The organism is Frankia sp. CeTa3Moorea, from assembly GCF_978021225.1.
On the sequence record NZ_CDXDOR010000053.1, the window covers coordinates 4,844 to 26,675 of the forward strand.

At 71.2% G+C, this 21,832-nt stretch carries 18 protein-coding genes; 4 read left to right on the forward strand and 14 right to left on the reverse strand.

What is annotated here, in order from left to right; all coding sequences use genetic code 11:
* Nucleotides 1-125 precede the first annotated feature (125 nt).
* Nucleotides 126-491 (forward strand): winged helix-turn-helix transcriptional regulator, encoded by a 366-nt coding sequence (locus tag AC08OV_RS11690; RefSeq protein ID WP_462187390.1) that lies wholly within the window; start codon nucleotides 126-128, stop codon nucleotides 489-491.
* Nucleotides 492-575: 84 nt separating this feature from the next.
* Here the strand turns inward: AC08OV_RS11690 and ispH are convergent, their stop codons facing one another.
* The 8 genes from ispH to AC08OV_RS11730 form a co-directional block, all read right to left on the reverse strand.
* Complete coding sequence (gene ispH, locus AC08OV_RS11695) at nucleotides 576-2,405, reverse strand: 4-hydroxy-3-methylbut-2-enyl diphosphate reductase (protein WP_476612850.1); 1,830 nt, start codon at nucleotides 2,403-2,405, stop codon at nucleotides 576-578.
* Nucleotides 2,402-4,594, reverse strand: a complete 2,193-nt coding sequence (locus tag AC08OV_RS11700; protein ID WP_476612849.1) for a terpene cyclase/mutase family protein — start codon at nucleotides 4,592-4,594, stop codon at nucleotides 2,402-2,404. Before AC08OV_RS11700 ends, ispH begins: the two co-directional genes overlap by 4 nt.
* A gap of 100 nt (nucleotides 4,595-4,694) precedes the next feature.
* On the reverse strand, nucleotides 4,695-5,711 hold the full coding sequence (locus AC08OV_RS11705; protein ID WP_476612848.1) for a polyprenyl synthetase family protein: 1,017 nt from the start codon (nucleotides 5,709-5,711) through the stop codon (nucleotides 4,695-4,697).
* Nucleotides 5,708-7,417: a hydroxysqualene dehydroxylase HpnE gene (hpnE, locus tag AC08OV_RS11710; RefSeq protein WP_476612847.1), complete on the reverse strand. Its 1,710-nt coding sequence runs from the start codon at nucleotides 7,415-7,417 to the stop codon at nucleotides 5,708-5,710. The genes AC08OV_RS11705 and hpnE overlap by 4 nt, the downstream gene beginning before the upstream one ends.
* Complete coding sequence (gene hpnD / locus AC08OV_RS11715) at nucleotides 7,414-8,328, reverse strand: presqualene diphosphate synthase HpnD (protein ID WP_476612846.1); 915 nt, start codon at nucleotides 8,326-8,328, stop codon at nucleotides 7,414-7,416. The genes hpnE and hpnD overlap by 4 nt, the downstream gene beginning before the upstream one ends.
* Nucleotides 8,325-9,404: a squalene synthase HpnC gene (gene hpnC / locus AC08OV_RS11720; RefSeq protein ID WP_476619655.1), complete on the reverse strand. Its 1,080-nt coding sequence runs from the start codon at nucleotides 9,402-9,404 to the stop codon at nucleotides 8,325-8,327. Before hpnC ends, hpnD begins: the two co-directional genes overlap by 4 nt.
* Before the next feature lie 439 nt (nucleotides 9,405-9,843).
* On the reverse strand, nucleotides 9,844-10,680 hold the full coding sequence (locus AC08OV_RS11725) for an SDR family NAD(P)-dependent oxidoreductase (RefSeq protein WP_476612844.1): 837 nt from the start codon (nucleotides 10,678-10,680) through the stop codon (nucleotides 9,844-9,846).
* A 937-nt stretch (nucleotides 10,681-11,617) separates the two neighbouring features.
* Nucleotides 11,618-12,619, reverse strand: a complete 1,002-nt coding sequence (locus tag AC08OV_RS11730; RefSeq protein ID WP_476612843.1) for a TetR/AcrR family transcriptional regulator — start codon at nucleotides 12,617-12,619, stop codon at nucleotides 11,618-11,620.
* Between the two features lie 147 nt (nucleotides 12,620-12,766).
* Here AC08OV_RS11730 and AC08OV_RS11735 point away from each other — a divergent pair, with 147 nt between their 5' ends.
* The gene (locus tag AC08OV_RS11735; RefSeq protein WP_476612842.1) at nucleotides 12,767-15,043 is read left to right on the forward strand and encodes an MMPL family transporter; all 2,277 of its coding nucleotides are present in this window, start codon (nucleotides 12,767-12,769) and stop codon (nucleotides 15,041-15,043) included.
* 160 nt (nucleotides 15,044-15,203) lie between these two features.
* On the opposite strand, the gene AC08OV_RS11740 is transcribed toward AC08OV_RS11735, so the two are convergent.
* From AC08OV_RS11740 to AC08OV_RS11750, 3 genes are all read right to left on the reverse strand, one after another.
* Nucleotides 15,204-15,446 carry a zinc ribbon domain-containing protein gene (locus AC08OV_RS11740; protein WP_476612841.1) on the reverse strand — a complete coding sequence of 81 codons (243 nt, stop codon included), beginning with the start codon at nucleotides 15,444-15,446 and terminating at the stop codon, nucleotides 15,204-15,206.
* 402 nt (nucleotides 15,447-15,848) lie between these two features.
* Nucleotides 15,849-16,451, reverse strand: coding sequence for an NUDIX domain-containing protein (locus AC08OV_RS11745; protein WP_476612840.1), 603 nt, complete (start codon nucleotides 16,449-16,451; stop codon nucleotides 15,849-15,851).
* 546 nt (nucleotides 16,452-16,997) lie between these two features.
* Nucleotides 16,998-17,135, reverse strand: a complete 138-nt coding sequence (locus AC08OV_RS11750) for a hypothetical protein (protein WP_476619656.1) — start codon at nucleotides 17,133-17,135, stop codon at nucleotides 16,998-17,000.
* Between the two features lie 106 nt (nucleotides 17,136-17,241).
* Here AC08OV_RS11750 and AC08OV_RS11755 point away from each other — a divergent pair, with 106 nt between their 5' ends.
* Together AC08OV_RS11755 and AC08OV_RS11760 are read left to right on the forward strand one after the other, a co-directional pair.
* Complete coding sequence (locus AC08OV_RS11755) at nucleotides 17,242-17,520, forward strand: hypothetical protein (RefSeq protein ID WP_476612838.1); 279 nt, start codon at nucleotides 17,242-17,244, stop codon at nucleotides 17,518-17,520.
* Nucleotides 17,521-17,660: 140 nt separating this feature from the next.
* Nucleotides 17,661-18,749, forward strand: a complete 1,089-nt coding sequence (locus AC08OV_RS11760; RefSeq protein WP_476612837.1) for an NAD-dependent epimerase/dehydratase family protein — start codon at nucleotides 17,661-17,663, stop codon at nucleotides 18,747-18,749.
* A gap of 8 nt (nucleotides 18,750-18,757) precedes the next feature.
* Here the strand turns inward: AC08OV_RS11760 and AC08OV_RS11765 are convergent, their stop codons facing one another.
* The 3 genes from AC08OV_RS11765 to AC08OV_RS11775 are packed head-to-tail and all read right to left on the reverse strand — an operon-like array spanning nucleotide 18,758 to nucleotide 21,633.
* Nucleotides 18,758-19,498 carry a Clp protease N-terminal domain-containing protein gene (locus AC08OV_RS11765; RefSeq protein ID WP_476619657.1) on the reverse strand — a complete coding sequence of 247 codons (741 nt, stop codon included), beginning with the start codon at nucleotides 19,496-19,498 and terminating at the stop codon, nucleotides 18,758-18,760.
* A gap of 55 nt (nucleotides 19,499-19,553) precedes the next feature.
* On the reverse strand, nucleotides 19,554-20,282 hold the full coding sequence (locus AC08OV_RS11770; protein WP_462188868.1) for a response regulator transcription factor: 729 nt from the start codon (nucleotides 20,280-20,282) through the stop codon (nucleotides 19,554-19,556).
* Nucleotides 20,275-21,633 carry a sensor histidine kinase gene (locus AC08OV_RS11775; protein ID WP_476612835.1) on the reverse strand — a complete coding sequence of 453 codons (1,359 nt, stop codon included), beginning with the start codon at nucleotides 21,631-21,633 and terminating at the stop codon, nucleotides 20,275-20,277. The genes AC08OV_RS11770 and AC08OV_RS11775 overlap by 8 nt, the downstream gene beginning before the upstream one ends.
* Nucleotides 21,634-21,832: the final 199 nt, after the last annotated feature.

The window sequence follows — 21,832 nt, forward strand, 5'->3', positions numbered from 1 at the left end:
GGCCGGGTCGCGCGAGTGGTCTGAGGCGGATTCGGGTCGCGCGGATTCGGGCTCAGTCGTGGTCATGCCCGCAGCCTAGACCTGCTGCATTCAGGATACGTACCCAGTATCGGTAGGATGTACCGATGCAGGAATCGTCCGACGGCCCGCGGGCCTGTCCGATCGCGCGGACGCTGGAGGTCGTGGGTGAGCGCTGGTCCCTGCTGGTCATCCGGGAGATCACACTGGGGGTCCACCGCTTCGAGGGCATCCGGGCCGGCACCGGGGCGCCCCGAGCCGTACTGGCCGAGCGGCTGCGGGCGCTGGAGCGCGCGGGGGTGCTGGAGCGTCAGCCATACCAGGAGGCGGGCGCCCGGTCCCGGCACGAGTACCGGCTGACGTCCTCCGGCCGGGATCTGGCACCGGTCCTGCTGGCCCTGCGCCGGTGGGGCGAGCGGCACGCCGCGCCGGCCCGGCCGCCTGAGGCCGATCGCGGCGCCGCATCCCGCTGAACCCAACCCCACCGTGCCGCCCGGGCGACGCCACCGGCTTCGCCCTCCGGGCCGCGCCTCGGGACCGCCCGGGGGCCGGGCGCACTATGGCCCTGGAACGGGCGCCGGGGCCGGTTGGCGCAGTTCCTTGGGCAGGTGGAAGGCCAGCGTCTCGGTACCGACGGAACGCACCGAGACGTCCGTCGCACCGAGACCCGACAACGCGGTCAGGAGCTCGTCGACGAGGGACGGCGGTGCCGAGGCGCCGGCCGAGATGCCGATCGTGCCCACGCCGGCAAGCCAGGACAGATGCACGTCCCCGACGTCCCCGACCAGATGCGCCTCGACGCCATCGCGCCTGCTCACCTCGACGAGCCGCACGGAGTTCGCGCTGTTGGCCGAGCCAACGACGAGGACGAGCTGGGCCTCCTCGGCAACCTTGCGGACCGCGTTCTGCCGGTTCGAGGTCGCGTAGCAGATATCGGTGGAACCCGGCCCGACGATCGCCGGGAACCGCTCCGTCAACGCGTCAACGACCTCCGCGGCCTCGTCCAGGGCCAGCGTGGTCTGCATGAGGTATGTGACGCGCTCGGGATCGGGAACGTCGAGGGAGCCGACGTCGGCCGAGGACTCGACCAGCGTGATGCGGCCGGGCGCCTCGCCGAGGGTTCCGTCCACCTCCTCGTGGCCGGAATGGCCGATGAGCAGCACGGTGTCCCCGCGGGCGGTGAACCGGCGGGCCTCGGTGTGCACCTTCTCCACCAGCGGGCAGGTGGCGTCGATGACGGACAGGCCGCGCTCGCCCGCCTGGTCCCAGACGGCCGGAGCCACTCCGTGTGCGGAGAAGACGACCGTCGAGCCGCCGGGCACCTCGTCGAGCTCCTCGACGAAGATCGCTCCACGACTGGCCAGGTCGGCCACCACGTGGGCGTTATGCACGATCTGCTTACGGACGTAGACCGGCGCACCGTAGATCTCCAGGGCGCGCTCGACGACCTCGATCGCCCGCTCGACGCCGGCGCAGAACGCCCGCGGCTCGGCGAGCAGAACCTGGCGACGGCCGACCGCGGCGGCCCACGCCTCGATCGGGCGCCCGAGCGGACGCATCGTGCGCAGACCGCGGATTCCGCGGCGGGCCAAGTCGATGCGTCCCAGCGGCTGCGCCGCCGTGTCGACGATGACGCGGACGGCGGCGAACGGCACGTCGCCGACTCCCGCCACCAGCTCCGCGGACTCCATGTCGACGGCAAGAGCCCCGGTCGCGGCGAGTTCCGCGCGGGCCGTGCCGACGACGAGCCGCGGCACGGTGACGATCGGGCCGACGTGCACGGTGAGCCCGAGCCGGCGCAGGTCGCCGGCCAGCAGGGGCGCGGACGCGCAACGGCCGGCGACGGTGCCGTCGGCGTTGCGGATCTCGGTGGCCACGACGACGTCACCGGGCTCGATCCCGGCCGCCAGTCCCCCGGAGAGACCGACGAGGGCGACGGCGTCCGGGCCTGTATCGCGCACCAGCCGAGCGGCCTTGCGCGCCCGTTCCGGACCCATGCCGGTACGCACGATGACGGTGTCCGTGCTGAGGCCCGACCGACCGGCGGCCATTGCCTCCACCCGCAGGGCCGCCGCGACGACCAGCCGCGCCCGGCGGCGCACGGGGGTCGGCTCCTGCTCCTGCTCCGGCACTCGCCGCGCCTCGGCCGGCCGGTGGACCGACGCTGGGGGCGCGGCCGACGGCAGGGACGGCGACGACGGCTCCTGCGCCGGGATCTCGGTGGAGGCGGCCGGAACAGCCCTGATCCCGGCACCCGCGGCTGCCGCCGTGGCTGCCGCGGCGGCGGGCGCGTCGTCCCCGGCGGACGCGCCGTCCTCGACGTCCCCGCCGTCCTCGACGTCCCCGGCGTTCCCGTCGCCGCCGGCCGCGGATGCGAAGATGTTCATGGCGTGGCCACCCCGGTGAGGGTCACGTACCGACCGAGCGCGGTCAGCGGGAAGACCAGCCGGTACAGGTGGTAGTTGAGGTAGAAGTCACCGGGGAAACCGGTTCCGGTGAACTGGGGCTCGTCCCAGGTCCCGTCCGGCCGCTGGGTCTCGCACAGCCAGCGCACTCCCCGCTTGACGGCCTTGCTGTGCGGGTCGACGGCCAGCAGCGCGAGCAGCGCCCAGGCGGTCTGCGAGGCGGTGAGCTCACCCCGGCCGATCCAGGCCGGATCGTCGTAGGAACGCGGGTCCTCACCCCATCCGCCGTCGGGCGACTGGTGCTCCAGCAGCCAGCGCACCGCGGTTGTGATCGCCGGGTGGTCGGCGGGAACGCCAGCGGCGATCAGCGCCGGAACCACGGCGCCGGTGCCGTAGACGTGGTTGATCCCCCACCGGCCGAACCAGGAGCCGCCCGGTTCCTGGTTGTCCAGCAGCCACTGCACCGCCCGCTGGGTGATCGGGTGGTCGGAACGGCCGAGGTCGGCCAGCATCTCCACGATGTGGGCGGTGACGTCCGCCGACGGCGGGTCGACCACCTCGCCGAAGTCGCAGAACGGGATCTTCGCCGTCAGCGTCCGCACATTGTCGGCGTCGAAGGCGCCCCAGGCCCCGTCCGACGACCGCATGCCGACGCTCCAGTCGACCCCGCGGGCCGCGGCCGCGCGCATCGCCCCGGCCAACTGCGGGTCGACCGCCGCGAGGCCGCGGGAGGCACGGTCACGCGCGGCCGGCGGGAGCTCGGCGGTGCCGCCCGGAGTGGCGGTGCCGCCCGGGGCGACATGGCTGCCACCGAGCAGGCGACGCAGCGCCAATACGACCTCGGCAGTGTCGTCGGTGTCCGGGTAGAAGTCGTTGTCGAACTCGAACGCCCAGCCGCCGGGGGCGAGCGCCGGACGGCGGACCGCCCAGTCCCCGGCCACCCGGACCTCTTCGTCAACCAGCCAGCGGCCGGCCCGCACCATCGCGGGATGGTCGGCCGGGACGCCGGCGTCCGAGAGCGCGACCACCGCCAGCGCGGTGTCCCAGACCGGCGACTGGCATGCCTCGATCTGGGCGGTCGGCCCCTCCGGGGTCTCGCGCCGGATGATGTAGCGTTCCATTCCCCGGAACGCCGTGGCGATCACTGGGTGGTTGAGGGGGTATCCCATGAGATGCAGCGCCATGACGGAGTAGATCCACGGCGGCTGGATGCCCCCCCAGCACCCGTCGGCCTCCTGGCGGGCGACGACCCACTCGGTGGCCCGGCGCAGCGCCAGGGTGCGCAGCATCTTGATCGGCCGGCGCTCATAGCGGTGCAGGATCGCGTCCAACCGCTCGAAGGCGCCCTCCCAGCTGTACAGCGGGGCCGGCTTCGGCGGCGTCACGGGTGCCGCGACCTTGATCTCGTCGATGCTGAAGCCGAGGTCGCGCACAGGCCGGAGCGACCCGACGATCGTCAACGCGACGATCGTCTGGCGGGCCCAGCAGCCGAAGTCGTAGACATTCAGCGGGAACCAGGACGGCAGGAAGATCAGTTCCGGCGGCAGCACGGGCACGTCGTCCCAGGACCACTCGCCGAAGGTCGCCAACCAGATGCGGGTGAAGACCCGGGCGGCCGCCACCCCGCCCTGGGAGCGGATGAGCGCGGCCGCCGCCGCCATGTGCGGGGCGTCGGGCTCGTCACCGGCCAGGCGCAGGGCGATGTACGCCTCGACCGTGGTGGACAGCTCGGCCGGTCCGCCGTAGTACGTGGCCCAGCCGCCGTCCGCGAGTTGCTGGGACCGCACCCACCGGGCGATCGGCTCGGTCTCCTCCTCGGTGCGGATACCGAGGAACTGCTTCATGAACAGGTGTTCGGCGTCGATCGTGACGTTCGTCTCGAGGTCGCCCTTCCACCAGCCCTCCTCGGACTGCAGCCCGAGGAGGTGGTCCCGAGCCCGGTCGGCCGCGGTCATCGCCGCGGCCAGGTCCTGATCGACCGGGGTCTGCGTCGTGGGCGGGGTGCCGTCGGCGGTCGCCGCGCCACCGCCAGGCACGCCACCGCCGGACAGCGGTGGCGAGGACCGGGAGATCCCGTAGGCGTCGGGCGTGGCGGGCGCGGGAATGTTAACGCGCTTCGAGCTCTTCGCGGCCTTTGGAGCAGCCGGGGACGGGTCCGAGGTCAGGCTCATCGACGACTCCCCTCGTCGTACATGCGATGGTCATGAAGACGATCAACGTGCTGATCACCGGGCCGGGCGGGAACGGCGACTGCACTCACCTGTCGTCTCCTCAGCGGTCTCGTTCGGTCACGAAACGCGCGAGGGCCAGCAGTTCCGCCTCGATCTCGGCGGGCATCGACAGCGAGCGGAGCACGTTCTCGCAGGCCTTCAGCTGGCCGTCGGCCTCGGCGGTGGTCCAGTCCCGCCCGCCGGCCCGCTCGATCAGGTCCGCGATGTGCGTCAGCTCCGCCTCGGTGGACTCCCCGGTGCCGGTGAGGAACGCCCGCAGCTCGTCGGCCGCGGCTCCGCCGGCCTCCAGGGCCACCACGACCGGCACCGACTTCTTGCGGGACCGCAGGTCCGACAGCACCGGCTTGCCGGTCACCGAGGGATCACCCCAGATACCGAGCAGGTCGTCGATGAGCTGGAACGCGGTGCCGAGCCGGGATCCGTACTCGGCGAGGGCGTTGACCATGTCGTCATCGGCCCCGGCGAGCACGGCGCCGAGGGAGGCCGAGCAGGCCAGCAGCGCGCCGGTCTTGCCGTCCTCCATGTGCAGCGTCTCGGCGACGCTGACATCCGGCCGCTTCTCGAACATCAGGTCCTCGGCCTGGCCACGGACGAGGTCCTGGACGCCCGCGCCCAGGATCAGCGCCGCGCGACGGCCGGGCTCACCCTCGACCTCCAGCAGGACCTGGGTCGCCAGGCCGAGCAGCGCGTCCCCGGCGAGGATCGCGCCGTCGGCGCCAAAGATCGTCCAGGCCGTGGGCCGGTGGCGGCGCTCAGTGTCGCCGTCCATGAGATCGTCGTGCAGCAGCGAGAAGTCGTGCACCAGCTCGACGGCGACCGCTGCCGGCAGCCCGGTCTCCGCCGGGGCGCCGGCGGCCTGCGCCGACAACAGCGCCAGCGCCGGGCGTACCAGCTTGCCCCCGCCGCCGGACAGTGGCGCGCCCTCGGCGTCGACCCAGCCGCGATGGTAGGCGACGACGTGGCGAAGCCGTGGGTGGAGCCGATCCACCGTGGCGCGCAAGGCAGGCACGGTGAGGGTCCGCCCACGCTCGATCGCATCCGGAACCGTCATGGTCATACCGGGAATCCCCCTGTGGATGTGTGCCTTGGCTGGCCGGGCGGAAGCGGCCGGACGACCGCCGCCGATCCGGCGGGAACCGCGTTGTCCCCTCGTGGATCCTGTGGATCGCGCACCTGCGCGGCCGTGGCGCCGCCGTCCGGTGTGCTCACCGATTCAGTGCCTACCGGTACCGACTCACCCACCTGCTCGGGGAGCCGTCCGCCCGTCCTTCGGGCCTGCGGGCCCGGCCCGCGTGGCTCGTTGACGTCGACCCCCATACCGGCCAGGTTCTCACGGACAGCAGCGAGTCCGCTACGCACAGCCGACTCCATGGTTGCCGGCCATCCGGTGTCGGTCCAGGTCCCGGCCAGGGCGAAGCCGGGCAGGCCGGTCGATGCACCCGGACGCAACGCAAGCGAACCGGGCACCTGCCGGAAGGTCGCCGTACGTTCCCGGGTGACGAAGACCTCCAGCGGCCCGGCCGCCCGCGCGGCCGGGAACAGCCGGGCCATCTCCTCGACGAACAGGGTCCGCAGCTCGTTCGCCGGACGATCGACCCACGGCTCCGCCGCAGACTGCGACAGCGCCAGGTACTGGGCACCGGGCGGGCCGGCGGCGGCGAGCCCGGAGGAGACCGTGCGATCGAAGATCCATTGGATGGGCGAGTCGACCACGGCCAGGAACGGGCCGTCGATCACCGGTCGAGGATAGATCATGTGCACGTTGATGATCGGCGAGTCGCCGAGTTCACGCAGCCGGGCCGCTTCAGGTTCGGCGCCGGCCGGCAGGAGGGAAGCGGCGGCGGGCGGCGGCACCGCGAGCACGACCGCGTCCGCCCGCAGCACGCCGCGGTCGTCGGTGCCGGGCACCGCCGCGCCGCGACCGGTCCCGCCCGCGGTGACGGCCAGTTCCCATCCGCTGCCCGCGGCGGTGATGGACCGGGCCTTCACCCCGGTGCGCACGTCGGCGCCGGCCGCGGTGAGCGCCTCCATCGCCGCGTCGCCGTGCAGCCGGGACAGGGGGACCTCGGCCCAGCCGAGGTCACCGGCGGCGGCGCCCTCCAGCAGACCGGTCCGCACGACCTTGGCGGCGAGGCCGAGGGAGGCGTCGGCGGCGGGCACGTTCAGCGTCGCGACCGTCAGCAGTTCCCACAGCGCCTTCGTCGCCGCGGGGCCCTGGCCGTGGGTGGACAACCAGGTACCGAACGACTGCTCGTCCACCGCCGGGGAGCGCTGGTCGAGCCGCCCAAGCTGGAACGCCGCGAGCCCGGCCCGCAGCCGTTCGGCGACCGGCAGCGCCTGGTACCCCAGCAACGCCGGGGCCAGGTGCAGTGGCGCCGGCAGCGGGACCCTCGTCCGGCGCAGCCGGGTCCGGGTCAACGAGCCGCCGAGCAGCACCGGCACGTCCAGCCGAGGCTGCAAGGTGGTCAGGTGTTCGACGCCGAGTCGCTGCAGCAGCCCGCGGTAGGCCGTGCAGCATCGCATGAACACGTGCTGGCCGGTGTCGATCCACAGCTCCCCGCGCCGGAACGACGTCGTCGCCCCGCCGAGGCGGGGACGTGCCTCCAGCAGGGTCACGCGGGCCCCGCTGTCCACGGCCAGCAGCGCCGCGGCCATGCCCGCGAGCCCGCCGCCGACGACGGCGAGATGCGGACGTCCGTCCGCCCGCCCGGCGGGCCGCGGCCCCCGTGCCGGCGCGGCGTCCGCGCCGGCACCCGTGGTCATGCCGCCCTCATCTCGGGCCGCCCCGCGAGGCTGCGGGCGGCGACGACCGCCTTCTCCCAGCCGGGCAGCGCCAGCCGACGATCGAGCACCGCGGACGGATCGGTCTTGATCCGCCGGTTGAGCCGCAGGTAGATGCCGGCCATCGCCCCACAGCAGGCCGCGCTGCGCCGGTCGAGCAGGTCGAGCAGGACGAGCCCACGCCCATACCACTCCTCCGCTCGCTGCGCCGACGTCCGCAGGTACGCGGTGAGCGCGTCGGGGGGACCGCCAAGACGACCGGTCGCGTCCACCTCGAGTTCGACGCCGGCGGCCTTCAGCTCCTGGCGCGGCAAGTAGATCCGGCCGCCGAGCAGGTCCTCGCGCACGTCCCGGAGGATGTTCGTCTGCTGGAGTGCGACCCCGAGGGCGTCCGCGACCCCCGAGGCGTCGCGGTGGGAGGTGGCCCGCTCGCTACCGAAGATGCCGAGCGAGAGCCGCCCGATCGTCCCGGCAACCAGGCGGCAGTAGCCGACGAGATCGTCGAACGTGTCGTAGGTGGTGCCGCGCACGTCGCTCTCGACCCCGTCGGCGAGTTCGATGAACGCCTCCAGCGGGATCGGGAACCGGCGGGCGGCGTCGGCGAGGGCGACGAAGACCGGATCATCGGAGCTGTTCATCCCCAGCTCCTCGACCTCCGCGCGGACCTGCGCCAGCCCGGCGAACTTCGCCTCCTCGGGGAGATCACCATCGCCGATGTCGTCGAGGAGGCGGGCGAGCGCGTAGACGGCGCTCAGCGCCCCCCGCTTCTCGGCCGGCAGCAGGCGGATGCCGTAGGAGAAGTTGCGTGCCGCCTCCTTGGTCACAGCCTCGCAGGCGGCATACGCCTCCGCCACGGTCGGCCGGCCCGCGGGGAACTGCGCCGCGGTACTCATCGAACCTCACCCATCTCCGGAAGAACGGACTGTGCGGCGGGGACGCCGGCCTGGGTACTCGTCGCAGCGGTGCCGCCGTGGGCCGTGGAACCCGAACCGGAACCCGAACCCGGCCAGGCCCCGGCCGCGCTGGTCGCGGTGGCGACGGCGGCCGCCGTGTGCGCCACCGCCGACGCTCCGGGAGCCAGCGACCGGGCCAGCGCCGCCAGCGCGAACTCGGCGACCCGTGGCTTCGTCGCCTTCGGCGGCCCACCGAGCACGTCGTAGTCGGCGCGCCGGATCGCGTCCAACGCCGCCCGGCCCCCGCCCACGAAACCGGCCAGGGCCAGCCGCAGCCGTCCGGGCACCATCGACACCAGGGGAGCGCCCTGGTCGATCACCGTACGGGCCCGAGCGACCTCGAAGGCCATCAGATGGCGCACGGCCGGACTCGCGACGGAGGCCCGCAGATCGGCCTCGGTCACCCCGAAGGTGTCCAGATCCTCCAGCGGCAGGTAGATCCGGCCGGCGGCGAGGTCCTCGGCCACGTCCTGCCAGTGCTCGGCGAGCTGCAAGGCGGTGCACACCCGGTCCGACAGCACGACCCGGTCGGGGGTCGCCAGCCCGAAGACGCCCAGCACCATCCGCCCGATCGGGTCGGCCGAGAGCGTGCAGTAGCGGACCAGGTCGTCGAAGGTCTCGTAACGGGTGACCCGCTGGTCCTGCCGGTTGGCCTCGACGAGGCGCTGGAACGGTTCGGCGGGCAGGTCGCAGTCCCGCACGGTCCGCGCGAGCAGACGCAGGACCGGCAGCTCCGGCTGCCCGCCTGTCCAGATCACCTCGAGGTCCGCCGACAACCGGTCGAGCAGGGCGAGCCGGTCGCCGACCGCCTCGTCGCCGAGGTTGTCGACGAGCCGGCTGAAGGCGTACAACGCGTTGAAGTGGGAACGAACCGCCGCGGGCAGAACGAACGGCGAGACCGGGAAGTTCTCCGCCGGGGCGGCGCGCAGCAGCTGCTCGGCGGGAGTTGCCAGGCCCGTCGCGGCCGGCTGGGCAGGCGTGCGTGATGGGCTGGTTCGGGCGTCGATGGCTGTCATACGCCTCTCCTTCGATGGCGGTCTGCACTACGGACGCGGTCGGGCCGGATCCCGCATCCCCGGGGGCCACGACCGGCGCGGACGTATCCGGAGAGCCGGGTTCGGAAGGCTCTTCGGAAGGCTCCGCGGTGGGGGTGGCTGCCTGGGTTTCGCCAAGGCGATCAGGATGCGGATCGCACCGGGTGGTCATGGGCACGATCAGCGCGGGCCGGTACGGGAGATGGGCCGGCCCTGGGCCGGTATCGGGATGAGCTCCGCCTGGCCGGCCCCCTTCGGTTGGTCCTCACAGGTCCGTGGGCGGGATGATGCTCCGGCGGCACCACCCGGGCGGCCTGCGGCCTGCGGCCGGCCGCCGCCCGTCGGCACTCTCATCGTCGGTGTCGCTCACCCCCAGGGCCGGCCGGCAAGCCGGAAGCGGCCGGGTAGACCACGCCGCGGATCATCCGAAGACACCCGCCAGCCTGCGGTACACCGACGGGATCGCACCGTGGACCCGCACCGCGCCGAGTAACCAGCGTGGCACCCAGACCTCGGCGTCGCCGCGTCCGGTAGCCGTCAGCATGCGCTGCGCGACAAGCCCGGCCGGTATAGGCCGGGGCCAGCGACGGACGTAGGGCGCGCCACGGCGGTGGAAAAATGGTGTGTCGACGACGCCGGGTAGACACAGGGTCACCGTCACACCGCGACCGGCGACCTCGGACCGCAACGCGTCGGCGAAACCGAGCAGAGCGGCCTTGGTTGCGGAATAGGCGACCTCACCGCGCACGCCCAGCGCGCCGGCGATGCTGCCCACCAGCAGGATGCGCCCCTGGCCGCGGTCGAGCATGGCCGGCAACATGGCCCGGACCAGCATCATCGGCGACAGCACGTTGACCGTGACCAGCTCCGCGATCGCGGCCGGGGACATCACCTCGAACGGGCCCGCCGCCCCGAGGCCGGCCGAGCACACCAGCAGGTCGACCTCGCCGAGAAGCTCGGTCGCCCGGGAGGAGACCATCAGTTCCGAGCCGGGACTCGACAGGTCGACCGCAATCCGGTGCCCCTCGGTCGCCGCGGCCACCTCGTCGAGCGCGGCCCCGTTGCGACCGACCAGCAGCGACCGGCATCGGTCCGCGGCCAGCAGCAGCGCAGCCTCCCGGCCGATACCGCTGGATGCTCCCGTGATGACGGCGGTCCGGGGCGGCCAGGTCGAGACGCCCGAGCCGGCCCGCATGACCAGCCCAGGAAGAGATGTAGACACTCCGTTACCGAAAGTGGGACGAGACCGGGTACTCACGACACACCGCTTCCGGTCATTCCCCTCACGCCGTTCTCCCCCGCGGGCACTGGTTGCACGTCACCTACAACTTTCCCTACTCGTCGCCCCGCGTTGCGAGGTGGTCCGACCGAAGGTGATTCGGTGTGGTCCGCTGGCACGAACTCGCCGGCCGGATCGTTGCGTCGGCCACCCTGGCGGGCGGCACCGATCCGAACAGCCACTGCTCATCTCATCAACGCCGGGCTCCGGATCCGCGGTGCGTTGGTAACTCCGCGCCACCGGGCTCACGACTGCCACCATTCCACCGTCCCGTCGCCGGATCGTCCATGGTCAGATGGGCGACATCGGACAGCGAGGGCCGAGCGCGACTCTGGACTCCCTATCACACTCCCCCATCCCGACCGCCCGGCGTCGCCCTATATGACAGCGGTCCGATCGATTCGGAATCTGCTCTCGGAGACCTTCTTCCGGGGACTTCGAACTGGCTCCACATCGACGACTGGGTATTGCGGACTATTTACAACCGCATTGCCTCCGGAGGAAGGACGCGGCGACGACACCTTGCCGACTCGAGGCCGGTACGCGACATCAGGGTCATGGTCGGCCGGCTCCGACGCCAACACCCTCCCGCCAGTCCGATCCGGTCACCACAAGATCACCGGCCGTGGCGGAGGCAAAGCCGCCAAGACCTACCCCCGGCGGCAGATGTGTCGACCCGTCCGCGGCGTGCGCCGGACAGGCGGAAGGCTCATCATCCAAACACTGATCCATCCTCCACACGCGACCACCCTACCGCCCCAGACAAACAAGAGCGAAAGCGGCATTTGCCACGACCAAATAGACAGACCACCATCTACGAACGTCTGAAGAGTGAGATGAGGCACATGAACCGCGAAGGTGGGTGGATACGAAGGGGTGATGCGCCGGATCGCTCACGATCCGGCGCATACAGTCGTCAGTGGAGCCGGACGGAGGCCAGGTCCGGCGCGGGAGGCCGGACGGAGGCCAGGTCCGGCGCGGGAGGCGGGTGAGACGCCGCGGCCTCCCGGCACGCGGGACGTTCCCCGTGCGCCGGGCAAGATGTCGCGACCGGACCCGCGTCGGCGACCGGGGCATCCTGTGACCCGGTCAGGTCGGCACCGGAGGGAGACCTGTCACTTTCATGCCCCTCATCACCCACCGCGCCGCAGCCGCCGGAGCCAGCGGCGGAGGCCGCGCCAGAGTCAGCGGCGGAGACGGAGACGGAGACGGAGACGGCGGGATCGTCACCGAGAGCGGCGAGGGCGGCGGCCACAATCTCCCCCTGCTCCGCGGCGGAGACCAGGGGGGTGAATGTCCTCGGTACCTGCGAGACGAGGACCCGGAGGCGCTCGGAGCAGATGACCGCTTCGCCCGTGCCGCCGCGCTCCTCGTCGGCGCTGGTGGACTGCCGGGCGGCGGCCTGGGCACGTTCGATCGCCATCCCGATGATCCCCCCCCGCAGGGACCCGACCGCGCAGTACGCGCGCAGCAACCCGAGATGGGTGGGAGCCGGCCCCGCGAGCCCGTGCACGAGGGCCTGCTGCAGCGACAGGATGTCGCTCTTGCCGATCTTGCGGTGGATCACCGAGGGGTCGTCGGCGAAGACGAGCAGCACGCCACCGGGGCCCGCCAGTGCCTCGACGAATCGCTCGATGATGACCCGGGGGGACGGCGGCGGGGACTGCCGAACGAGATCGACGAGTCGACCCAGCTCGGACACGAAGGGCTCCAGCAGGGCGTCGAGGATCGTCTCCTTCGACGGAAAGTGGTAGTAGAGCGCTGCCTTCGTCACTCCCAGGCGCTCGGAGATGTCCCGCACCGAGGTGCCGGCATACCCCTGTTCGCTGAAGAGGCTCATGGCGGCGGCAAGGATCCGCGATCTGGTATCGCCCCGTGGATCGGGCGATGCCGGCTCGGGCGATGCCGGCTCGGTCATGGCGGCCCTGCACCCCCCGATCGAGTCCGCGACGGATGTTACTCTCAACTCTACCTACTGAACGACCGGTAAGTTTCTCAGCAGCAAATCGTCAGCACGACGTCGCAGGTAGCGACACCACCGATCACCAACGCCCGAGGGGAAACCGTGGCCTCGCTCGCCCGCTGGTGCTTCCGGCACCGTCGGCTCGTCCTGTTCCTGTGGATCGTCGCGCTGCTCGGGCTCGGCGGCATCAGCCAGGTGGCCGGAAGTAGTTACAAGGACGCCTTCTCCCTGCCCGGCACCGATTCGCAGAAGGCCATCGACCTCCTGCAACGCGACTTCCCGGCGGCGTCGGGAGACAGCGCCACCATCGTGCTGCACAGTGACAAAGCTCGCATCACCGATCGGGCCATCTCCGATCCGGCCAGCGAGATGCTCGGCAGGATCGCCAAGATCCCGCACGTCACCGAGGTCACGAGCCCTTACGGCCCGCGGGGCGCCGCCCAGATCAGCAAAGACGGGCACACGGCCTTCGCGACCGTCAACTTCGACCTGCAGGGCATCGAGCTGCCCAAGGAGAACATCGAGCAGCTGGTCGACACCGCTCGAAGCTACGGCAGGGACGACCTGCAGGTGGAGGCGACCGGTCAGGTCGTCGCGGTCATCGAGCAGCAGGAGCAGAGCTACAGCGAGCTGATCGGCATCATCGCCGCGGCGATCATCCTCTTCGTCGCCTTCGGCTCGTTGCTGGCCGTCACCCTGCCCCTGATCACCGCCATCATGGCCCTCGGGGTCGGCAGCATCCTGATCACCCTGCTCTCCCACGTCCTCACGATCGCCGAGTTCAGCCCGGTCCTCGCGACCCTGATCGGACTGGGCGTCGGCATCGACTACGCCCTGTTCATCGTCAACCGGCACCGCATCGGCCTACGCGCCGGCAAGAGCCCGGAGGAGGCCACGGTCACCGCGGTCAACACCTCCGGGCGCGCCGTGCTCTTCGCCGGCATGACCGTCTGCATCGCGCTGCTCGGCATGTTCACGCTCGGTGTGAGCTTCCTCTACGGCGTGGCGATCTCGGCGGCGGTGGCCGTGGCGATGACGATGACCGCGGCAGTCACCCTGCTGCCGGCCCTGCTCGGCTTCTACGGCATGAAGGTGCTCAACCGGCGCGACCGGCGCAGGCTGGCCGAGGAGGGCCCGGTGCACGAAAGCACCTCGGGCTTCTGGTGGCACTGGGCGAAGCGGCTGGAGGGACGGCCCCAGCTGTTCGCGGTGGTCAGCGCGGTGGTCATCGCCGTCATCGCGATCCCGTTCTTCTCGCTGCGGCTCGGCTCGTCCGACCTCGGCAACGGCGACCCCTCCAAGACCACCAAGCGCGGCTACGACCTGCTGGCCGAGGGCTTCGGACCGGGGTTCAACGGCCCGTTCAGCATCGTCGCCGAGATCCATTCGCCGCGGGACACGGCAAGCCTCGACGCCGTGGTGGCAGCGGCTCGCGCGACACCGGGCGTCGCCTCCGTCTCGGCTCCGCGGCCGAGCCCCAACGGGCAGGCGGCGATCGCCACCCTGTACCCGACGACGAGCCCGCAGGCCGAGGCGACCTCGAAGCTGCTCAACCAGCTGCGCGACCACGTGATCCCGCAGGCGAACCAGGCCGGCACCGGCATCTACGTCGGCGGCATCACAGCCATCTTCGAGGACTTCTCCAGCACGCTGTCGGGCAAACTGCCGCTGTTCATCGGGATCGTGGTTCTCCTCGCCTTCCTGCTGCTGGTGGCGGTGTTCCGCAGCCTGCTGGTCCCGTTGACCGCCTCGCTGATGAACCTGCTCGCGGTCGGGGCGGCCTTCGGCGTGGTCGTCGCGGTGTTCCAGTGGGGCTGGGGCGCGTCACTGTTCAGCATCAGCGGCGGCCCGGTCGAGGCGTTCATCCCGGTGATCCTCTTCGCGATCCTGTTCGGCCTGTCCATGGACTACGAGGTGTTCCTGGTCAGCCGGATGCACGAGGAGTGGACCGCGCGCCGGGACAACCGGATCGCCGTCTCGCTCGGCCAGGCCGAGACCGGCCGGGTCATCTCCGCGGCCGGCGCGATTATGATCCTGGTCTTCGCCTCGTTCATCCTCGGCGACGAACGGGTGATCAAGCTGATGGGCCTCGGGCTCTCGACGGCGATCCTCATCGACGCCTTCATCATCCGGACCGTGCTGGTGCCATCGCTGATGCACATCTTCGGCACGGCGAACTGGTGGGTGCCAGCCTGGCTCGACCGGGTCCTGCCGCGGATCTCCGTCGAGTCCGCCGAGGATCTGGAGGAGATCCGGCACACCCCGCTGCCCGAGGACGCCGTCGCGGGCCGTCCCGCGGCCGGGGTGCCGGCCCGCCCGCTTCCCGGGCAGGCGGCCCGCGAGGAGCGGAGCTCACGCACCGGCGAACCCATGCGCTGATCTTCACGGGGCCGCCCGAACAGTGACAGCCCGCGGGGCGCCCGCCTGGCCGGCCGGGATCGGCCAAGACGGTGAGCCGGCCGAGGACACGTTCGTCGCCGAACGGATCCGGAGCAGGCCGTGATGCGCCACCGTCACGGCACCGACAAGATCGTCAAGGTCATAGCGAGTGATCAGAGGCCAGCCCGACCCGGAGGATGTTGACCACCGCGTTCACGTCCGCGTGCGCGGTAGGCCCGCACGCCACGCAGGCGAACGCGGCCTGGGTTCCGCGGTTGTCGGTGTGGCAGTGCCCGCAGACCACACAGGTGCGGGAGGCGTCCGCGAGGTCCAGCCGCGCGTCGCGGCATCCGTCATGGTCGGAACAGTAACCGATGTATCTCGAACACGCCGCGGACGGCACCGGAAATAAACAAGTAAGAAACAGGAAATAATCCAACAATAAGCAAAGGTGGAATCGCGGGCCTTAACACGAAACCGCACTCGGCGGAGCGTCCTTCGGATCGGGGACTTCACCGGCAGTGACCTGGCCACGCGTATCCCCGACTTCGACGGCCTTCTGCGCCGGAGAGCACAGTTCGTCACGGCATCGTGAGTGCCGTCGAACGGGTGGCAGAGACCGAGGGAGTGGCGGGGATCAAGCGGGTGGCGGAGGTCGCGCCCATCGACATCGAAGGAACCACGAGCGCGACCGCGGCGGTACTGGGCACGTTGTTCCCCTATGCCCGGGCCCGGTTGGGGTCGTGGGTGCGCGACCGTCACGCCGAGCCGGCGGTGCGCCGGATCCTCGCCGAGACGCCGACGGTCATGCCTCCATCGCCTCGTTCGCCGAGCTGGACATCATCACCGCGCCACGTGCGGATGGCCCCGCGAGCGCCTGAGCCGCGCCCGCGCCCCGAGCATCCGGCCCACCGAGCGACGCGACGCTCACCGGACCACCGACGGGCTCGGGAATCTGATTACCGAACTCCAGGTATCCGCCGCGCTGCGGCGCCCCCCGCAGGGCCGCGGCGGCACGGACCCGTCGCGCGTGCGGGGGCGGCAGCAACCCGCCCACCTCGTCCACAGGGACGAACGCGCAGTTGATGATCTCGTCCATGTCCAGCCGGATGCGCTCCCGCCATGAGGCGGGCAGCGCACCGCCGTCGAAGACGAAGGCCAGCATCTCGCTGTCGAGCCATCCGTCGTTAAGACAGGGCGCCCAGTCGATCGCGAGCAGACCACCGATCGGTGGGGCGATACCGAGCTCCTCGGCGACCTCCCGTACACACGCCGAGTAGGGCGATTCCCCCGGTTCGACAAAGCCTCCCGGAATGTCCCAGCCTGGCTTGTACGACGGTTCAACGAGCAGTATGCGGTCTTCTTCATCGAAGAACAGGACACCCGCCGCAGCGTAGGGTCGCGCCATCGGAGGTCGGTTCAAGCTCGCCTCAGTGCCATGGTCAGGACGCTGCCGTGGGGTGGCCGGCGGCTTCGAGGACATCACCGACCGCAGCATCAGGCCGTCACCGGGCACGCCGGCCGGGTCCGGCAGAGCCCGGTCGACTAGGGAAAAGTCAAGATCCTTCTTCATATTATCACACACTTCACATAGTACTGACGAACGGAATTGATGTTCCTGCCGCCGACTGGTGGGCGACGCGGTGGGCCACTAACGATAGGCGACCACGAAGGGGCGCGACCCGCCAGCGTTTCGCGGAACTAAGGCAAAAAATAATGAAGACGAACCGGTGAGGAGAGCGGGTGCGGTTACCTCGCCGATCCGTATCCGCAACGCGGACCGGACAGCGATACGACAGAAAGAATTGTGTCGATAGCTGTCGGTGACGGAGGTGACCGGTCAACGCGGAACGGACCGGGAGAACGGGCCGAGGTGAGCGGGCTCGCCGGGGGCGGTGGCCCCACCATGGACCACGCACCACAGGTCATGCACCACAGGTCATGCACCACAACATCACAGGTCGAGCCCGATGTCGTCCCGGTGCGGTCCTGGGCTCAGCTCGAGGCTGTCCGGCCAGGATACGCTGAACGAGTACATCCGGCACAACGGAAGCGCGATCTTCGCGATCCCGCCAGGCTTCCGGGCCGGCACGAAGGACTACTGGGGCAGCGGCCTGTTCACCTGATCGATGCCGCTCGATACTTATCGACACTGAATTGATACCGACTGATACTGATTGATGCCCTAGATGATCAAAATGGACACAACGAGCGCTGTCGAGGGCTGCTTCTCCTGCGTCGGCAACGCATCATTGGACGGGCTGCCGCCCCGGGAGCGCATCCTGGTCGATCCCTGCTGGCGGGTCGCGCACGCGATCAGGACCGCCCTGCCGGGTTGGCTGGTTGTCGTCGCCCGGCGTCACGTCACCACGATGGCCGAGCTCACCGCGGCGGAGGCCGCCGCATGGGTCTCCCCCACGGTGATGGACGACCTCGCGGCAAGACTGACCGCCTCCCTCGCGGCCGCCTCGGAGTGACGGACGGCGCACCGCAGCTCATCGAGAGCTGAGGGCTGCATCTGGACGCCCGTCGGCGGGTATCCGTTCCTCCGAAAGGAGACCGCTTCCCCCGACGGGGGATTCCCGGTCGACCGCAGGAGGTGGATGAGGTGGATCAGGTGACGCCAACCCCGAACAACCTGAAGATCGTCGTGGTGGGAGCCACGGGGAATGTCGGCACGAGCGTGCTGGCGGCCCTCGGCCGGTCGGCCGAGGTCGGCTCCCTGGTCGGGGTGTCCCGCCGCAACCCGACATGGACGGCGCCGAAGACCCAGTGGGCACAGGCCGATGTCGTCACGGATGACCTCGCCCCGCTGTTCCAGGGCGCCGACGTCGTGATCCACCTGGCCTGGTTGTTCCAGCCCACCCACAACCCCTTGACCACATGGCGGACCAATGTCCTGGGATCCATCCGCGTGTTCGAGGCCGTAGCCCGAGCCGGCGTGCCCGCGCTGGTGCATGCCTCATCGGTCGGCGCCTACTCGCCCGCCGCCCGGGAAGGCGCCGTCGACGAAGGATGGCCGACCCACGGCTGGCCCGAGGCCGCCTACACCCGGGAGAAGGCGTATCTGGAGCGGGTCCTCGACACCTTCGAACGTGACCATCCGGGCATCCGGGTGGTGCGGCTGCGGCCCGGGTTCATCTTCAAGCGGGAGGCGGCCAGCCAACAACGGCGCCTGCTCGCTGGGCCGTTGCTGCCCGGCCGGGTGGTACGGCCGGCAGCGGCGCCCACGCACCCGGCGACGGTGCCCGTGCTGCCAGATCTGCCGGGGCTGCGCTTCCAGGTGGTGCACTCCTCCGACGTCGCGGACGCCTACCGGTTGGCGGCCCTGACCGGGGCCCGCGGCGCCTTCAACATCGCGGCCGACCCGGTGGTCGACGTACCCCTGCTCGCCGACATCCTCAATGCGAGGATCATCCGGATGCCGGCCGGCCTGGCCCGGGGCGCTCTGGCTACCGCCTGGCACCTGCATCTGGTGCCCGCCTCCCCGCAGCTCTTCGACGCCGTCCTACATCTACCGATCATGGACACTACCCGGGCCCGGGCAGAGCTCGGCTGGTCGCCCCGCCACGACGCCCGCGCCGCGATCGGCAGCTTCCTCACCGGCCTGCGCGAGGGCGCGGGCCTGCCCACACCCCCGCTCATGCCAAGCACCGCGCGGGGCCGGTGGGAGGAGGTCCGCACCGGCATGGGGCAGCGGGCCTGACGCGGGCGCTACCCCTGCTCGCGGGCGGCGAGAATCGCCGCCAGGGCGGCGGTGAGGTGGGTCTCGGCGGTGGCCTTGTCGAGGCCGAGACCGTGGAGCACGCCGGTGCCGTCCTCGAGTTCCAGCAGGGCGAGCAGGATGTGCTCGGTCCCGACGTGGTTGTGCCCCAGCCGCAGGGCCTCCCGGAACGTCAGCTCCAGCGCCTTCTTCGCCTTGGTGTCGAACGGGACGAGGTTCGGCACCTGCTCGGCCGGCGGCGGCAGCGCCGCGGTGGCGGCTACCCGGACGGCTTCCAGTGACACACCCTGCGCAACGATCGCCTGGGCAGCCAGCGCGTCCGGCTCGATCAGCAGCCCGAGTACCAGATGCTCGGGCCCGATCTCGGCGTTGTTCGCTGCTCGGGCCTCGTTCTGCGCCGCCATCACGACGTTTCTGGCCCGCTCGGTGTACCGGCTGAATCCCTGACCGGGATCGAGGGCCGATGGTTCGCCGGGGGTCTTCGGCACGAAACGCTTCTGTGCCGCCTGCTTACTGACACCCATGCTCCTGCCGATGTCCGTCCAGGAAGCGCCGGAGCGACGGGCCTGGTCGACGAAATGGCCGATCAGATGGTCGGCCACGTCCCCGAGATGATCGGCGGCGAGGACCGCGCTGGAGAGCTGTTCGAGGGCGTCGGTGTGCACCTTCTTGATCGCTTCGATCAGGTCGTCGAGGCGCACCGGAGAGGTCATGCGAACGGGTTCGATCATTCGTCAACCCTAGGTTGACGAATGACTTTCGTCAACCTAAGGTTGACGGTAAAGATCATTCGAGATGATCGACGACGAAACCGCCCGGGGTGGCGAGGCCGGCGTCGAAGGCGGCGACGATCGCGCCGGCCCGGTCCCGCACCTCCAACTTGAGGAAGATGCTGCCCACATGCGCCTTCACGGTGCGCTCGCTGACCCGCAGCGCCAGCGCGATCTCCCGGTTGGTGGCGCCACGGGCCATCGCCCGCAGCACCTGGCGCTCGCGGTCGGACAGCCGCTCCATCCGGCGGCGCAACGACGGGTCAGCGGTGGGTGCGGCACGTAGCGCGCCGAGCAGCCGCTCGCTGGCCGACGGGTCGATCCACGAGCCGCCCGCGGCGACCAGTCGGATCGCCCGGACAATGTCATCCGCGGGCCGGTCCTTCAGGATGAATCCGGCCGCACCGGCGGCCATGACCCCCCAGAGCGCGTCGTCGTCGCTGAAGGTGGTGAGCACGAGGACGGGCGGATGCGGGCCGAGCCTGGCAAGCGCGCGCATCGCGTCGACGCCATCCATCCGGGTCATCCGGATGTCGAGGAGAACGACATCCGGGCGCAGCGACCGCACGGCGGCCACCACCTCGTCGCCATCCGACCGTTCCCCGACGATCTCGATCGCGGCCACCCCACCCGGCCCGTCGCCGTTCTCCGCACCGAGCACGAGCGCCAGTCCCGCCCTGATCAACTCCTGGTCGTCGACGAGCAGAACCCGGATCGGCGGCAGCGGGCCCGGGAGTTCAGCCATCCCGTACCGCCGGCCGCCTGGGTGCCGGGTACGGCGGCTCCGGCCGCAAGGACTCCGGCCACGGGGGCTCTGGCCACGGGGGCTCTGGCCACGGGGGCTCTGGCACGGCGCCTCCCACCGGGATGCCGGCGGCCACCACCCAGGCGCCGTCCCGAGGGCCCGCGCCGAAGGTCCCACCGAGCGCGTGGATCCGTTCGGCGATCCCGGTCAGGCCCATCCCCCGGCCCCCTGGACGGGCATCCGCACGGGCGTCGGCGCGAGATTCGGACGAACCCTCCAGCGTGCCACCTAGGCCACCCGAAGCACCCGTGCCACCCGAGACACCCGAGACACCCGAGACGCCCGATGCGCCTGATGCGCCTGATGCGCCTGATGCGCCCAGATGACGCTGCCGCACCCCACCCGCCGGAAGATCGTTTCGGACGGTCACCTCGACAACGCGCGGACCGATGTCGAGCCGCACCCACGTCGGCGCGGCGTCGGCATGGTGTAGCACGTTCGCGAGCGCCTCCCGCACCGTCCGGAACAGCACCGAGCCTGCCGCCTGGTCGAGCGTCCCGACGTCGCCCTCCACCTCGAGCCGCACGGGAAGGCCGCTGCGTCGGTAACCCGCCACGAGATCTCCGATGTCCTGCGCCGCCGGCAGCGGTCCGGGCCCGGGCCCGGACCGCATCGGCCCCGCGTCCTCCCGCAGCAGCCCGACGACCCGCCGGATCCCCGCGAGGCTCTCCCGGCTGACCTCCTCCGCTCGGGCCAGGGCCTCGTCGGCGAGGGCCGGCGCGCGCCGCATCGTCCGGCGCGCGCCGGTGATGTTCAGCAGCGCCACCGCCAGCGAGTGCGCCACCAGGTCGTGGACGTCCTGCGCGATCCGCCGCCGCTCGTCCGCCGCCGCAGCAGCAACCAGCCTGCTCTGCGCCTCGGTCAACTCCTCGGCCAGCTCCCGGGTCCGCCGCAGGATGAAACCGGTGCCCGTGCCGTACAGCAGGGCCGCGACCCAGACCAGGAATCCGTCTGTGAAGTGGTCGCCCTCGGCGTCTGGACTCCCCATCCAACACTGCGCCACCGCCATGCCGACGCCCACGGCGAACACCACGGCGTTGAGCGGCACCGACGCGGACCGTAACGCGACCCAGGTCGCCGTGGTGACGGCGAGCAGCAGCACCATCTTCGGCGCGTGGGCGGCCTCCAGCAGGCCGATCAGCGTCAGATTCCAGCCGACGCCGAGCAGGGTCGGCACCCGGGCAGTCGTGATCTCCACCGCGGCGGGGACAAGCACGAGAGCCACCAGTGCGAGCCGCACCGGATCGGCACCCACCATGATCATCATGAGCGTCGCGGCGACGGCGGTCATGGCGTGGACGACCACATCCGCCGATCGGGCCATCCGGGCCGCGGGGGCCCCACCGCTGCCGGACGGGCGCGAGGGCGGTGCCGGTGTTCCCGTCGGCGATGTTGGCGGCGCGGGTGACGGCGGCGCGGGTGACGGCGCCCTCCGGGCTCGCGGTGGGAACCGACGCGGGACACCTCCGAGTGCAGCAGGCCAGCCGGCA